General features: G+C 49.5%; 10 protein-coding genes and 1 pseudogene. All 11 read left to right on the top strand.

Annotated elements, in window-relative coordinates; all coding sequences use genetic code 11:
- The first annotated feature begins 221 nt into the window (after nucleotides 1-221).
- Entirely contained in the window at nucleotides 222-638 is a 417-nt protein-coding gene (locus WFK81_RS20165; RefSeq protein WP_336788170.1) for a hypothetical protein, read from the top strand.
- A 175-nt stretch (nucleotides 639-813) separates the two neighbouring features.
- Nucleotides 814-1608 carry an RNA polymerase sigma factor SigI gene (gene sigI / locus WFK81_RS20160; RefSeq protein WP_336788169.1) on the top strand — a complete coding sequence of 265 codons (795 nt, stop codon included), beginning with the start codon at nucleotides 814-816 and terminating at the stop codon, nucleotides 1606-1608.
- The gene (locus WFK81_RS20155) at nucleotides 1605-2915 is read left to right on the top strand and encodes an anti-sigma factor domain-containing protein (protein ID WP_336788168.1); all 1311 of its coding nucleotides are present in this window, start codon (nucleotides 1605-1607) and stop codon (nucleotides 2913-2915) included. The genes sigI and WFK81_RS20155 overlap by 4 nt, the downstream gene beginning before the upstream one ends.
- A 173-nt stretch (nucleotides 2916-3088) precedes the next feature.
- Complete coding sequence (locus tag WFK81_RS20150; protein WP_336788167.1) at nucleotides 3089-4468, top strand: ATP-binding protein; 1380 nt, start codon at nucleotides 3089-3091, stop codon at nucleotides 4466-4468.
- Nucleotides 4469-4543: 75 nt separating this feature from the next.
- Nucleotides 4544-6061 (top strand): leucyl aminopeptidase, encoded by a 1518-nt coding sequence (locus tag WFK81_RS20145; RefSeq protein WP_336788166.1) that lies wholly within the window; start codon nucleotides 4544-4546, stop codon nucleotides 6059-6061.
- A 364-nt stretch (nucleotides 6062-6425) separates the two neighbouring features.
- Entirely contained in the window at nucleotides 6426-8003 is a 1578-nt protein-coding gene (locus WFK81_RS20140; RefSeq protein WP_336788165.1) for a response regulator transcription factor, read from the top strand.
- Between the two features lie 15 nt (nucleotides 8004-8018).
- Complete coding sequence (locus WFK81_RS20135) at nucleotides 8019-9752, top strand: sensor histidine kinase (protein ID WP_336788164.1); 1734 nt, start codon at nucleotides 8019-8021, stop codon at nucleotides 9750-9752.
- A 133-nt stretch (nucleotides 9753-9885) separates the two neighbouring features.
- Nucleotides 9886-11565: pseudogene (locus tag WFK81_RS20130) on the top strand (ABC transporter substrate-binding protein).
- Nucleotides 11566-11723: 158 nt separating this feature from the next.
- The gene (locus WFK81_RS20125) at nucleotides 11724-12626 is read left to right on the top strand and encodes an ABC transporter permease (protein ID WP_336788273.1); all 903 of its coding nucleotides are present in this window, start codon (nucleotides 11724-11726) and stop codon (nucleotides 12624-12626) included.
- Nucleotides 12627-12665: 39 nt separating this feature from the next.
- Nucleotides 12666-13586 carry a carbohydrate ABC transporter permease gene (locus tag WFK81_RS20120; RefSeq protein WP_336788163.1) on the top strand — a complete coding sequence of 307 codons (921 nt, stop codon included), beginning with the start codon at nucleotides 12666-12668 and terminating at the stop codon, nucleotides 13584-13586.
- 96 nt (nucleotides 13587-13682) lie between these two features.
- On the top strand, nucleotides 13683-15746 hold the full coding sequence (locus tag WFK81_RS20115) for an alpha-glucuronidase family glycosyl hydrolase (protein ID WP_336788162.1): 2064 nt from the start codon (nucleotides 13683-13685) through the stop codon (nucleotides 15744-15746).
- Nucleotides 15747-15750: the final 4 nt, after the last annotated feature.

The following is a 15750-nucleotide window of genomic DNA, read 5'->3' as shown; positions in this document are numbered from 1 at the left end:
TATTGAGGTAAATCCTGGTTTGCATGTAGAAAGAAGCCGGATTATGCTTGTAAAGCAGGAATTTCGGCAATGAGAAGCGAATAAGTTGAGAAGTAAGCCGTGCGCTAGAGTTATCCTTTACGAAGCAGAATTATCGCAAAGACAGCGAAATTCTTAAGCTGATCCTTACGAAGCAGAATTATCGCAAAGACCGCGAAATTCTTTTAGGAGGTAGTCGCCCGATGAGCTTTTGTTGTGGAGCTAGTATGATCGGAACGAAAGGCACTTTGAAGCATATGCGAACTCATATTCATAATGTACCGATTTTATTTTGTCCTGTCTGCCATCGCGTAGAAATACATTATCTGATTGAGAATGAATATGAAATATTGGCTGAATACGCTCATGGAGACGGCGCCGCCGAAGTTGACTTCCAGGATTACGTGGAGCAGGAAGGCAAGACGTTGTATGAGAATTGCGTGAATCACGAGAATGAGGATCCCATGGAGGTTGTATTGAGTCAAATCGATATGTCGCTTGATCTGCTCAGCTTTGCGAAGCAGATTGGCGACGAGGCATGGGGAAATGAGCTTAAGACGCGTCTTGGTATGTTGAGCGGAAGACGTAATAAATTACGGCAGCGACGAACTTCTGTTTAACTTTTATGTACGACCAAAGTTAAGCCTCCGAGTCGGGGGCTTTTTTTTCTAAGCAAAATGAACGCGGTTCAATAGATTTCTCATATTAATTCTCATTTTTCTAACATTGTTAAGCGGGAACCCCCTAAAAACAAAAGTACGTTATCGAAACTTATACAGAGAGGAGGATACTCTCATGTTCAAACGGTTTTTGCGGAGATCAACGGCCGCTGAAGCTGCTCATGACGAAAGATTAGCTCCTGAACAGATTATTAAACGAATTCACGACGGCGATGACCAGTTAAGAGAAAAGTTTATCTCGGACTACAAACCCTATGTGGCCAAAGTAACGAGCGGATTCTGCAAGCGATTCGTTGATCCGACCCGCGATGACGAATTTAGCGTCGCTTTAACCGCATTTAATGAAGCTATCACGCAGTTTTCGCCCGAGTCGGGCCGGTCTTTCCTTAGCTTTGCCGAGACGGTCATGCGCCGAAGACTGATTGATTATGTGCGCAAGGAGCAGCGTCATCTTAAAACAGTGCCATACACGGCATTTGATCAGCAGGATGAAGAGGATCAGATTTATAATCCGCTCGATACCAAGCTAGCTATGAATGCCTATCAGCTGAAGCAAGACGGGGATGACAGGCGGCTTGAGATTGAAGAATATTCGAAGGAGCTGCAGCAGTTCCAGATTTCCTTCATGGAGCTTGCCGAATGCTCGCCGAAGCATGCTGATTCCCGCCTGCTGCTGCAAGGCATTGCGCAGACGCTTGCGGGCCAGCGCGAGCTGTTTGCCCAGCTGTATGTGACGGGCAAGCTTCCGGTCAAAGATCTGACGGAGTTATGCGGCGTATCCAGGAAAACGGTCGAGCGCAACCGTAAATATATTATTGCAATATCGCTTATTTTAAATGGTACATATCCGTATCTATCAGATTACTTAAATATTTCGATACCCATGCAAGGGAAGGAGGCGGGATTATGAAACGAGGGATTGTTCTCTCCATAGAAAACAAAAAGGCTGTCGTCATGACGGCGGATGGCCAATTCATTTCTATCCCGCATCAAGCCCATATGCGGATCGGGGAAGAAACTAAGCTTCCGGCGGAGACCGCCGCACCGCCAAGGCGCAAACCGAAACGCGTCTATTGGTATTCGGGGGCAGCGGCAGCCATCCTTCTCTTTATTATTCCATTCTTCTACCTGACGACAGCAGAAGCTCATCCCGTAGTCGCTTATGTGAGTCTGGATATTAACCCAAGCATCGAGCTTGGCGTGGACAAACAGCAACGGGTGCAGGAGCTGAGCGGTCTTAATAGCGACGGACAAGCGATTATAAGCAAGGTCAGCTATAAAGGCAAGTCCATTGAAGCGGTTGCCGCCTCAATTATGAGTACGGTAGCGGAAGAGCATTATTTGGATAAACCGGATAAGGATATCGTTATTACCAGCTATATGCTGGATGATAAGAACCTGGGGGAGGATCTCGAAAAAACCGTAACCGATGCGGTCGATCAGAAGATCAAGGAGACGATCAAGCAGATTGATGCGGCCAAGGAGCCTAATGTAACGGTCCTGTCCGTCCCTTCCGAGGTGCGCGAAGAAGCTTCGGCCAATGGCATTTCTTCCGGCAAAATGGCTGTCTATCTCATGGCCAAGGACGAAGGCTATGACATTAAGCTGGAGCAAATGAAGGTTCAGTCTCTTGCTGAAGCTACAAAGACGGCGGGCGGCGTGAAAAAAATCGTGGAAAAAGGCGCCAGCAAAGAAAAGCTGAAAGAGCTTGCCGTCAAGGAAAAACAAAGCAAAAATCAGGCGTCGGCTACGCCTGCTGCGGATAAATCCCAAGCCTCCAAAGACGGAGCGGCTTCAGGCATAAGCAATGGCAAGACTGCGCCGGTCAAACCAACCGAAAATCCGCCGAAGCACCCGACAAGACCATCCCAGACCGAGAAACCGTCTTGGTCCAGAGGAAACAACTCCAATAAACCAACCCGCCCCGTGAAGCCTGTAGCGCCAACAACCAAGCCATCTGGCTCGGATAAGGATAAATGGCCGAATGGGGATTGGTCTAATCACAGAAACGATCAGAATAATGATCAAGATGACGACCGGGAGGACGACAAGAAAAATAACTCCCATAAGAATAATTCGGAAAACGAATCCAATAAGCTTGAAAAGTGGACTTGGCAAAGCGATGATAACGATGACCAGGGGAAAGACAATAAGAATAACCGCAATGATAACAAAAGGGATAATGAACATGAGGATCGTCGCGACCGGGATAAATAAAAACTCGAATAATAGGACGCTAGACATGGGAAAAAAGTCGGTTTTTCTCTAGGGAATAGGCCCATCTTTCGACAAAGTCTCCGATTGACAGCTATTGGCAATAAATCCTATGATAATAGAGATATGTAAGGTTGTTAAATGTTGTAAATAGATGTGGCCGGGGAGGATTGATGATGCATTCCATTAGAAAGCGCTATTTCCCGGCGCTAGCCGAATATATTCGTGGCGGCGAGGAGCAGTCCCTCTACAAAGCATCGGAACTCGGTAAAGACATGCAAGGCTTCAACCCTGAGGAGATCATTGCTGTTCACGAGGAAAGCATTCAATATTTGGCCGCCAATGTGGAATCCGAAGAAGCGGTAAAGCTTTATAATCAATCGTTCATGTTTCTAATAGAAGTGATGGTTGCCCACAGAATGAATGAAGTACCGGCGGAAACGGTCGAACAGACGTTTTCGGATATGCGCGAGAGGCTTTTCCTTTCCAACCGCTCGTTTGAGATGGTTAAACATAAGTATGAGAATGTTCTCCAGCATATGGACAGCGGCATTGCGTTATTTGACAGCGACGGGATTTTGTCATTTATCAATGTCCGGATGGCTAAGCTCCTTGATATTCCGCGCAAAACGCTTGTCGGCTGCAATTTGCGGGAGATTTTGCTGCATCCGCTGCTGAAACGTTCGACCAAGCGCGTTATTCTCCGCTTATATAAGGAAATGATTCTGAAGCGGAATGTGTACTACGAATTCCAGGACAAGGACGGCAAGCATTTGCTTGTATCGTTTACCTATGGCGATCAGATGAACGGCGATTTCTTGATAAGCGTCAAGGACGTTTCCGAGTACAAGCAAATCGAGCAGACTGCCCTGCAAAACGACAAGCTGGCGATGCTAGGCCGGATTGCGGCAGCGATTGCGCATGAGATTCGTAACCCGCTCACTTCCATTCGCGGGTTTATTCAATTGCTGCGGCCTTATCTGATGCAGCTTGGCAAGGAAGAGTATGCCCGGATTATTCTTACGGAGATCGACCGGGCCAACGATATTATTTTCGAGTTTCTCAATTCATCCAAGCCTTCCGCGCCAATGAAGAAGTCGGTATCGATAAACCGGCTGGTACAGGAAGTTATTCTTCTGACAGAGAGCGAAGCGTTGATGCGCAACTGCGACATTCAATTGGAAACCTATGAGAATGACCGCGATTTGATGGTGTCCATCGATGTGAAGCAGATCAAGCAGGTCATTCTGAACATCGTTAAAAATTCCATTGACGCTATCGAATCGCTGCAGGAAGCCCGCAGAGGCCGGATTGATCTTGTTGTGAGATCGGATGGCCAATTTGCGGAGATTACGTTGAAAGACAATGGCAAAGGAATGGACAAAGCAACGCTTGCCCGATTGTTTGATCCCTTCTTTACGACAAAGGAAGCGGGAACCGGTCTTGGCTTGTCCGTCAGCTATCGGATTATCCGGAATCATGGCGGTTCCATCCGGGTGGACAGTACCGAGGGAAGCGGTACTTCGTTTGCGATCTATTTGCCATTAGCTGAATAAACGATTAGAATCGGGGATAGATCGCTTATGAGGATGCGGTCCCCGATTTTGTCATTGAGAGAGAGGAATTATTTGATGCGTACACATTTTACATACGAACCGGCGGCAACGGCCGGTTCTGCGGATGCGATCGTGAGACTGATTAGCAGCGCCGAGCTTAAGGCTGGCAGCATGGCGGAGTGGGTACAGCCGCAAATCGACGAAGCGGTTCGCGGGCTGCATGCCAAAGGGTTGTTTAAGGCGGAGCCGGAACAAACCGAGACGTTGTCGACGCTTGGGCTGCATTCGGCTTCCCATGTTATTTTTGCCGGATATGACGATAAGACCGGCGTACACGGCCTTCGTCTGGCGGCAGCGGCTGCCGCAAATGCCTTAAAGCGGATCAAAGCGCAAACCGCGCAAATCCGTCTGCCCGAAACGATTATTTCGTCTGCCGATTATACGCTGCAGCAAGCCGCGCAGGCGTTGGTTGAAGGGCTAACGCTTTCGGTTTACGACCGTCTTCCGGAATTGCGTCAGCCCAAGCAGCGCTATGCGCTTTCGCATGTATCCTTTGTACCTGCTGCGGGAGCGACTGTTCCGGCGGATATCTCTGAAAAATGGAATGAAGGCATAATCGTAGGCCAGGCTTACGCGGAGGGGGTTAAGGTTGCGCGTGATTTGACGAATCTGCCGGGCAATCAGCTGGTTCCGGAATCTCTTGCCGCTCACGCGGAAGAGCTTGCCCGCGAATTGGACTTGGAAATCGAAGTGCTGGATGAGTGGGCAGCTATCGAGCAGGGAATGGGCGGCTTGCTGGCCGTAGGCCAAGGCAGCGTCCATGCACCAAGAATGATTGTCATTCATTATAAGGGCGCCCCTGATAAGGAAGAGACATGGGGATTAATCGGTAAGGGCATTACCTTTGACACCGGCGGCATTTCCTTGAAGAAAGGACCCGGCATGGAGGAAATGATCTCCGATATGGGCGGCGCGGCAGCCGTGCTTGGCGCGATGCGTATTATCGGCGAGCTTAAGCCGGAAGTAAACGTCGTAGCGGTTATTCCAACGGCGGAGAATATGCCGTCTGCACAAGCCTTTAAGCCAGGCGATGTCATTAAAATGATGAACGGCTTAACGGTTGAAATCGTCAATACCGATGCGGAAGGTCGCCTTGTCCTTGGGGACGGCCTGACTACGGCGATTCGCAGAGGAGCAACGCAGCTGGTTGACGTAGCAACGTTAACCGGAGCGGTGATGGTCGCGTTAGGCACGGAGGCGACTGGCGCCATTACCAATAATGATGCGCTCATGCAGCAGGTGTTCGAAGCCGCCGGGCGCAGCGGCGAACGGATCTGGCAGCTGCCGGCATTTCCGGAGTATAAGAGACAGCTGAGAAGCGATGCGGCTGATCTAAAGAACAGCGGCGGACGATATGCGGGCGCAACCACCGGCGGATTGTTTATCGGCGCTTTTGCGGAGGATCTTCCTTGGGTCCATCTGGACATTGCTGGCACGGCATTCCTCGATAAGAGCCGCGGACTCGAGCCAAAAGGAGCAACCGGCGTAATGGTTCGCACGCTAGTCGAACTCGTAACGAAGAACGAGGGCTAAAGCTATCTCATTGAAACAGCTAGTTATGAAAGGCTGCAATCCGGCCGTCATAGCTGGCTGTTTTGCTTTCTCCGGAAGAAGGACGGCGATAGCCGATTCCCTTTAATTCACAAAGAATGTTCTAAAGTTTCTTGGTATAAGAGGCAGTATAACCGCTTTATAATTTTCACTATAATGTTTGAGGATTCATAAAACGATAACTTGAAATCGCTTACAGAAATAATGTTAACTGTTCGAAAGACCTAACAATAGGAGAAAAACAGGTAATCGGAGCGGGATGTTTTATAATAAAATTGCTTTTATAATTATTAATGTCATTAAGGATCGGTTGCAAAAGATTCAGCTGTCGGGGGGCCTTGCATATATGTACAAAGTGTTATTGGTGGATGACGAGATTTTTGTGCGTAAAGGGTTAAGAAACTTAATAGATTGGGAAACGCTTGGCTATGACATTTGCGACGAAGCGGGTAACGGACAGGAAGCAATAGAGAAAATAGAGCTGCTTAAGCCTGATCTTGTTATCGCGGATATCCGGATGCCGGTACTGGACGGATTGGAGCTGATCCGGAAAATTACCGAAGAGGGCGTTTACAGCCCGACCTTTATTATCGTCAGCGGGTATCACGACTTCCAATACGCGCAGCGCGCGCTTCGTTACGGAGTCCATGATTATATATTAAAGCCTATCGATGAGGCTGAACTGGAGAGCACCTTGAAGACGCTTTCCGGAACGTTGGGTTTAAAAAAGCTGACTACTATCGCAGGGGACAGTCTGGTTACCGACTCTATTGTAGAAACGCTTGTTCAGGGCCAGTTCTCGGAAGCCGATAACGGTGCTTTATGCGCCGCTCTGCAAATGCCGGAATTCTCCAGCTTCGATTATGTGCTGGCAGAGCTTCATGCCGGCACGCAATCCACGCAATCCGCAGGCACCGAATGGCAGACCAAGGAATTGGCAGCGGCCGCCCAATCGGTGAGCGCGAATCCGAACAGCAAAATTCCGGTCTATGAGCAGGCGAGCGGTTTATTTGGGCTGCTTATTGACCGGCAGTCGTTTTTATCGCCGGAATTAGGTATTGAATCTTCTTATAACAGTCTGCACGCGGCCATTGCGAGGTCCTCGGGCAGACTTGTCACTTTGTATATCGGCAATACCGTGGAACGACTGCAAGAGATGTGTATCTCCTACCGCTCGGCGAATGAAGCCATGTCCTATAAATATGCCGAGCATGGCAGCTCCGTTATCTATGCGAATCAGGTACAAGGGACCCCGCTGTATTATTTCGACGTCGATTCGGAGCTGTACGGCAGATTGCTCGAGAGGCTGGAAGAGAATAACGCGGAGTTGTATGAGCAGGATATTGAGCTGTTATTCCGCCAATTTGTTAAGAAGCGATTTGCTCCCAATGCGGTTGCCAATACGATTACCCGGTTTGTAATCGGGATTATTAACATTATCCGAAAGATGGAGGGAGACGAGAAGGGGCTGAGCAAGCTCCCATTCATCATGAATTGGCAAAGCAGCTATAGCCGGCTGCAGGATTTGAAGGGCCTCTTCACCGATTTTCTCCGCGAGGCGGCCGTCTATTTGGCCGAGCTTCGGAACGAGCAGTCCAAAGGCGGGATAGAACGCATCAAGAAGTACATCGAAGCGAACTATACCGAGAATATCAGCCTGAAGAGCATTGCAGGCAAATTTTATATGAACTCCGTTTATTTGGGGCAGCTGTTCCGCAAAACCTACGGGATTTATTTTAATGATTTTTTACTGCAGATTCGAATCGGCGAGGCCAAAAAGCTGCTTCGCCAGACGGATTTCCGGATATACGAGATCGCGGAGAAAGTGGGCTTTCAGAACGCCGATTATTTTGTGACCCAATTCGAGAAGTTGGAGAAAGTGACCCCGACCGATTACCGCAACAAGCTGCTGGGCAAAAAATAAACGGGTGGAGATTTGATGGGCAGATTTCATTGGAATCATCTAAAATTGCGGGACAAGCTTTTGCTGATGTACATTTTGTGCGTATTTATCCCGATCGTATTAACCAATATCGTTTTCTATAACGTGACAACCAACAATATTAAAAACCAAAAATCGCATGACGCCGATATCGCCCTGGAGAAGCTTCAGGGCGAGCTTCGTGCTGTCATCGATGAAGCGGCAGGCATCTCCTACCTGTATTATATCGATCCGATGCTGAATCAGCTGCTGGACAAAAAGTACGAATCTCAAATTGAATACGTAGAGGCTTTCAACAATATCCGAAGCGTCTTCAACAAATCCGAGCAGGCATACAAAACGATCGGCGCTACGGTTATTTATACCGATAATCCAACCGTGCTGTCCTCCGGTCCTATTATGCCAATCAGCGAGACGGAGAAGGAAGCCGGCTGGTACCGGGATTTCATGAAGACGAATGTGTCTTATCCGTTGTTCATACAGGATGGAGACACGTTTAGCCTTGTTCAAAAACTGAATTATGTCAAAGGCAATGGCTACAACAATCTGATTAAGATCGATCTAAATATGGCAACGGTTAAGCAGCTGTTTGCGATATCCGGCTTTGAGGGCAGCCTTTACTTCTTGAATCCGGAAGGTACGGTGCTCTATTCCAATGACTCCAGCGCAGACTGGCTCTCACACGCGCTGAAGAGCGAAGCGCTTCCGATGCCGAAGAACTCTCTTTCCTTTGACAAGGTATACACGAACAACAATTATTTGAACGACTGGTCCTTGCATGGCGTCATTAACGAGGGCAGCTTCCTGCATGATGTGCGGAAATCCGGTTCCTTCGTTATCTACCTGGCGCTTATTAATTTTGTGCTGCCTTCTCTGATTATCGCGGCACTCTCCAGATCCATCAACAAACGTCTCGTTAAGATCGTAAAGCATATGAAAAAGGTGAAAAACCAGCATTTCGAGACGATCCCGCTTGATGATGCGCGCGATGAAATCGGCCAATTAACCGGCGAATTCAACCGGATGACCGAGCGGATCGACAACCTCATTACCGATGTCTACCTGGCTGATATTCAGAAGAAGGATCTTGAGATCCGTCAGCGGCAGGCGCAGCTTCATGCCCTTCACAGTCAGATTAACCCCCATTTCCTGTTCAACTCCCTGGAGACGATTCGTATGCGGAGCTTGATGAAAGGAGAAACCGAGACCGCGAAGACGATTCATTATATGGCCAAAATTTTCCGGAAGTCGATCTCCTGGAAACGAAGCTGGGTATCGATCCGCGAGGAAATCGAGCTGACCGAATGCTTCCTTGAAATTCAGAAATACAGGTTTGGAGACAAGCTGCAATACCAGATTACCGTTGAAGACGCCGTATACGATCAGATGATTCCGAAGATGACCTTCCTGCCGTTTGTCGAGAACGCCAGCATTCATGGCATTGAAAGCTCGCCGGGAATCGGTCTTATTCGGATTCACATCGGAATTGCCGGAGGCAAGCTGATGTTCAGGCTGTCCGACAATGGGATTGGCATGTCCGAAGCCAAGCTGGCGGAGCTGCTGAATTACCTGCGCTTGGATGATTCGATCGGCGATAACGTCGGCATGAAAAACGTCTATACCAGGCTGAAGCTATGCTATAAAGACTACTTTGAATTCGACATTTTTAGCGAAGAAGGCCATGGAACAACCGTTGAGCTGCGTCTTCCGCTCGACATGAACGGACAATAAACGGCAAAAAAGCTGAACTATGCTTTTCAAAGTACGAACTAAAGTTTGAGGGGTAATCAAGCTTTCGGATTCGTTTTATGATGAAAGTGCTTACAACAAACACGTTGAAATGACGAAAGGGGTCAAAACAGAAATGGTTAACAAAAAGCTTTTAACTGTCAGCTTGGCTGCTGCAATGTTAGCTGTTACGGCATCCGCTTGCGGCGGCAATAACGATAACAGCAGTGCAGCTTCCAACTCCGCTTCTCCCGGAGCAGATGACAAAACGCCCGTCACTTTCTCGTACTACAGCTTCACCAGCCAGAAGGACACTCTTGCGAGCGACACCGTTATCGGCAAAGAGCTGCAGAACCAGACCGGCGTAGATTGGAAAATGGAATTCCTCGTTGGCGACCCGCAAACGAAATCCGGCGTTATGATCGCAAGCGGCGACTATCCGGACGTTATCGTTCCGGAAGGCGAAATCGACAAGCTGCTTGACGCCGGCGCATTTATTCCGCTTGATGATCTGATCGAAAAATACGGTCCAAACATCAAACGCGTATACGGTCCTTATTTCGATAAATTCAGACAAGCAGACGGTAAAATGTACTTCCTGCCGTTTGGCGCGAACCAAGGCTACATCGGCGATCCGGGCATCAGCCAAGGTGCATTCTGGATCTAGCGCTCCGTGCTGAAGGAAGCGGGATATCCGAAAATCAAGACGCTTGACCAATACTTCGATCTGATCAAGCAATATCAAGAGAAGCACCCGCAGGTAGACGGCAAGGACACGATCGGCTTTGCGTCCTTAGCGGGTCCTGCCGACAGCTTCTTCTCGATTACGAACCCTTCCATGCACCTTGCGGGCTACCCGAATGACGGCGACGTTATCGTCGACATGAACACGCATGAGGCTAAAACTTACGCTGCTACGGATATCGAGAAAAAATGGCTGCAAAAGCTGAACGAAGTAAACGCTGAAGGCTTGTTCGATCCGGAGACCTTTACGGCGAACAAAGACCAATTCCTGGCTAAGCTGACTTCCGGCCGCGTGCTTGGCTACTTCAACTACGCATGGCAGGTTGGCGACGCGACAAACAACCTGATGAAAGCCGGCATCGACGAGAAGCGTTACGCTCCGCTGCCAATCGTATTCGACGAGAATACGAAAGACCAATACGTGGATCCGCCTAGCTTCGTTAACAACCGCGGTATCGGCATCTCGGTAAAAGCAAAAGATCCGGTCCGCATCATAAAGTACTTCGACAACCTGCTTAAGGAAGAGAACCAAGTTCTCGTTCAATGGGGCGTTAAAGATCAGAACTACACCGTGGACGCTAACGGCCGTTACGTGATGGACGCGCAGCAAATCGCTGACCGCAATGACCCTGAGAAGAAACGCTCCATCGGATGGCAGTACTTCGAATACAGCTGGCCGCGTTACGGCAACAACTCCGTGCTGGCGGACGGCAACTCGTATGCCGTAAGCAACCAGCCTGAAGTCGCTTACGCGGGTTACACGGACGGCGACAAAGCCCTGCTGGACGCCTACGGAGCGAAGACCTTCTCCGAATATTTCTCGAAGCCTGACGAGCGTGCTTGGTACCCGGCATGGAGTATCAACAAAGGCCAAGGCACGCCTGAGCAGATCTTCCAGCAAAAAGCCAGCGACCTGCAAAAGAAATACGTTCCGAAGCTTGTTCTTGCCAAGCCAAGCGAATTTGACTCGATCTGGAACGACTATGCGGGCCAAATGGGCAAGCTTGACGTGAAAGGCTACGAAACCTTCGTGACGAAAGTGGTTCAAGACCGTATCGCGGGCAAGTGGTAAGCAAATAAAAGTAGACGGAAGGCCGGAAAGCTGATTCCGGCCTTCCGATCTATTGGATTCATGCAGGATGCTAGAGAGGGGAAGAGCAAGTGGAGAACATACAAGAAGTTACACCATCTGTTGTCAGGAGTCCAAAAGCAAGCGGATCACGGCTTCAACTGTTTTTCAAAAAGCTAATGCAGCAAAAAGTGCTCGTATTTATGTCCATGCCGTTTGTATTATGGCTGTTCCTGTTTAAGTACGTACCGCTCTGGGGCTGGACCATCTCCTTTCAGAAGTTCAGACCGGCAAAGGGGCTGTTCGATCAGGAATGGGTAGGCTGGAAAAACTTCCGCTTCCTGTTCAGCGACGATTCCTTCTATCGCGTGTTAAGAAATACGATTGTAATGAGCTCCATCAATCTCGTATTAGGTTTTGTTACCGCCATTGTATTGGCGATTTTATTAAACGAGCTTCGCCAAGTGATGTTCAAGCGGGTCGTACAGACGATCAGCTATTTACCGCATTTTATTTCCTGGGTCGTTGCGGCCAATATTATTTCCTCGGCGCTTGCGCCTGAAGGGATCGTTAATATCCTATTGACGAAAATGCATCTGATTGATCAGCCTGTCTTATGGCTGGGCAAAGGGAATTACTTCTGGGGCATCCTTGGCGCATCGGAAGTTTGGAAGAACGTCGGCTGGAACACCATTATCTATTTGGCGGCTATTACAACCATTGACCCTTCCCAATACGAAGCTGCCGAGATTGACGGGGCGAACCGTTTCCAGCGGATTCTGCATATTACTTTACCGGGCTTGAAGTCGGTAATCGTTATCCTGTTGATCATGAATCTTGGAAATATTTTGGAATCGGGATTTGAGCCGCAATACTTGCTGGGCAACGGTATGACCGTGGACTATTCCGAGAACCTTGATATATTCGTGTTGAAATACGGCATGAACATGGGCAACTATTCTTTGGCTACCGCAGCCGGCATGTTCAAAACGGTCGTCAGCTTTATCTTCCTCTTGTCGGCCAACTCGATTGCGAAGCGGCTTGGCGAGAGCAGACTGTTCTAGATTGACCCGAAAGTTGGACGAAGCAAGGAGGCTATCGACATGAAAGAGAGTTCGGCCAAAGCCAGGTACAGCTCTATTCCGGATAAGATTTTTGATATAAGTAATATAGTTTTTATGTTGCTCATCGTGACGGTTACGCTATATCCTTTCCTTAATATGTTCGCTTTGTCGTTTAATGATGCGAATGACTCGATCCGCGGCGGCATATACGCTTGGCCAAGAATGTGGACCTGGGATAACTACAAATACATCTTTAATGAAGCTTCCATCTATCACGCTACGCTGATCTCCGCATTGCGTACGATTCTCGGCACGGTCACTTCCGTCTTCTGTACGGCCATGCTGGCTTATACGATCAGCCGCCAGGAGTTTGTTCTTCGCAAATTCGTAACGCTGGTCGCGATTTTCACGATGTACTTCAGCGGCGGTCTCATTCCGGGGTACTTGCTGATCAAAGAGCTTCATATGATTAACTCGTTCTGGGTTTATATTATCCCCGGCATCATCGGCGTCTTTAATATGATCGTTATCCGTTCCTTTATCGAAGGATTGCCGGACGGCATTATGGAATCGGCGAAAATTGACGGCGCCGGCGAATTCATTACCTTTATGCGAATCGTATTGCCGCTCACCGTGCCTGCTCTTGCAACCGTATCGCTTTTCGTAGCGGTGTATCAATGGAACTCCTGGTTTGACGTATTTTTGTACAACTCTTCGCATCTTAACCTGAGCACCCTGCAATATGAGTTAATGAAAATACTGCAAACCTCCAATACGGCGGCATCGTCAACCAATGCAGGCGATCAGTTTGCAGCCGGACAAAGCGGCGTCACGGCGGTAACGCCAACCTCAATCCGTGCGACGATGACGATTGTTGCGAGTCTGCCGATTATTCTGGTATATCCGTTCCTGCAGAAATACTTTGTTAAAGGGATGACCGTAGGCGGCGTTAAAGGTTAATCGCTTGAATCACGCGTCCCTCGACTTTACATCGGGCGGACGCGTTTTTTCTAATTCTGGCTGTTTGTGTGACATTTCTTATTAGGGGGATTAAAGATGGGAGACAACGGATACGCGGCATGGCTTAGATACGATCAAGTATCGGATGAAGAGCTCGCGGAGCGATACAAAGACTGGGCGGGCGAGCTGGTGCTGCCTGCGGGAGTGCCGATAGAAGGGATCATGAAGACTGCCGCTCTGGAATTGTCGAGGGGAATCCGCTCCATGCTGGGCGCAGCGCCTTCGGTTACGCACGAAGCTTCCCGGCAGCGGTTTATCGTGCTCGGGGTACTCGGCGGCGGCACTTGGGTAGACGATGCGGCAGGCGATGTAACCGCTTTAACCAATGAGGGCTACCTGTTAAAAACCGTACGCGAAGCGGAAAAGGAATATATAATCGCAGCCGGCAAGTCCGAGAAGGGGGTTCTGTACGCGGTATTCCATCTGCTGCGCCTCATGCAGTCCGGGGCTGGGATTGAGCAGCTAGATCTGGCCGAGTCGCCGAAATACAGCCTGCGCATGATTAATCATTGGGATAACATCGACGGCAGCGTGGAGCGCGGTTACTCCGGCCGTTCGATTTTTTACGAGAATAACAAAGTGCTGTCCGATTCGGAACGGATTCGCGATTATGCCCGGCTGATGGCATCGGTTGGCATTAACGGGATTGCCATTAATAACGTCAACGTTCACCGCGAAGAGACATTCCTTATTACGGAGAAGCTTCTGCCGGATGTTGCCCGCATTGCCGAGGTGTTTGGCGAATACGGCATTAAGCTGTTCCTGAGCGTGAACTATGCCGGAACGATTGAGATTGGCGGCCTGGAAACAGCCGATCCTCTTGATCCGGCCGTGCGCGGCTGGTGGAAGGAGAAGGCGGCTGAAGTATACCGTTATATTCCGGACTTTGGCGGCTTCCTGGTAAAAGCCGATTCCGAGAATCGTCCAGGTCCGTTTACCTACGGACGAGACCATGCGGACGGAGCCAACATGCTGGCCGAAGCATTGGAGCCGTACGGCGGACTTGTGCTCTGGCGCTGCTTCGTCTACAACTGCCATCAGGACTGGCGCGACCGTTCAACCGACCGTGCACGCGCCGCATACGATCACTTCAAGCCGCTGGACGGACGTTTCAAGGACAATGTGATTTTGCAGATCAAGAACGGTCCGATGGACTTTCAGGTCCGCGAGCCGGTCTCGCCGCTCTTTGGCGCGATGGAGCATACCAACCAGATGATGGAAATCCAGATTGCCCAGGAATATACGGGCCAGCAGAAGGATGTCTGCTTCCTGATTCCGCAGTGGAAGGAAGTGTTGAACTTTGATACTTACGTCAAAGGCGCGGGCAGCACGGTGAAGGAGATTGCGGCAGGCAACGTTCATGCTTATACGCACAGCGGCATTACGGCTGTCAGCAACATCGGCAATGACGAGAATTGGACGGGGCATCATTTGGCGCAGGCGAATTTGTACGGCTACGGCCGCCTGATCTGGAATCCGGAGCTGTCTTCAGAGGAAATCGCAGCGGAATGGGCCGTTCAAACGTTTGGCGGCAATAAGAACGTGAAGGATGTTCTCGTTAACTTCCTCTTGGAATCATGGTCCATCTACGAGAATTATACGGCGCCGCTTGGCGTGGGCTGGATGGTTACGCCTCATTATCACTACGGACCGGATATTGACGGCTACGAGTATTCCAAGTGGGGAACGTACCATTTTGCCGACCATAAGGGAATCGGGGTTGACCGTACCGTGGCGACGGGTACCGGCTACAGCAGTCAATATACGCAGCCTAATGCCGAGATCTACGACAGCCTGGAGGCTTGTCCGGATGAGCTGCTGCTCTTCTTCCATCATGTCCCTTACACGCATCGGCTGAAATCGGGCAAGACGGTTATTCAGCACATATACGATACGCATTTTGCCGGCGTGGAGCGTGTCGAATATTGGATCAGCCGCTGGCAAGAGCTTGAGGGTCTTGTTGACCGCGACCGCTTCCGCCATGTGACGGGCCGTTTGAATAAGCAGCTTGAGAATGCCAAGCAATGGCGCGACATCGTTAATACGTACTTCTACCGCAAATCCGGCATTTCGGATGCCCGTAACCGGGTCATTTACTAAATCT

The organism is Paenibacillus sp. MMO-177, assembly GCF_037147795.1.
GTDB lineage: Bacteria > Bacillota > Bacilli > Paenibacillales > Paenibacillaceae > Pristimantibacillus.
The sequence above is the reverse complement of the archived record's forward strand: the minus strand, read 5'-3'. Positions and strand labels throughout refer to the sequence as shown.

Excerpts from the sequence above, each read along its gene's own strand:
- WFK81_RS20145 (WP_336788166.1), top strand. The coding sequence starts at position 4,544 with ATGCGTACACATTTTACATACGAACCGGCGGCAACGGCCGGTTCTGCG.
- WFK81_RS20155 (WP_336788168.1), top strand. The coding sequence starts at position 1,605 with ATGAAACGAGGGATTGTTCTCTCCATAGAAAACAAAAAGGCTGTCGTC.
- WFK81_RS20150 (WP_336788167.1), top strand. The coding sequence starts at position 3,089 with ATGCATTCCATTAGAAAGCGCTATTTCCCGGCGCTAGCCGAATATATT.
- WFK81_RS20115 (WP_336788162.1), top strand. The coding sequence starts at position 13,683 with ATGGGAGACAACGGATACGCGGCATGGCTTAGATACGATCAAGTATCG.
- sigI (WP_336788169.1), top strand. The coding sequence starts at position 814 with ATGTTCAAACGGTTTTTGCGGAGATCAACGGCCGCTGAAGCTGCTCAT.
- WFK81_RS20120 (WP_336788163.1), top strand. The coding sequence starts at position 12,666 with ATGAAAGAGAGTTCGGCCAAAGCCAGGTACAGCTCTATTCCGGATAAG.
- WFK81_RS20135 (WP_336788164.1), top strand. The coding sequence starts at position 8,019 with ATGGGCAGATTTCATTGGAATCATCTAAAATTGCGGGACAAGCTTTTG.
- WFK81_RS20140 (WP_336788165.1), top strand. The coding sequence starts at position 6,426 with ATGTACAAAGTGTTATTGGTGGATGACGAGATTTTTGTGCGTAAAGGG.
- WFK81_RS20165 (WP_336788170.1), top strand. The coding sequence starts at position 222 with ATGAGCTTTTGTTGTGGAGCTAGTATGATCGGAACGAAAGGCACTTTG.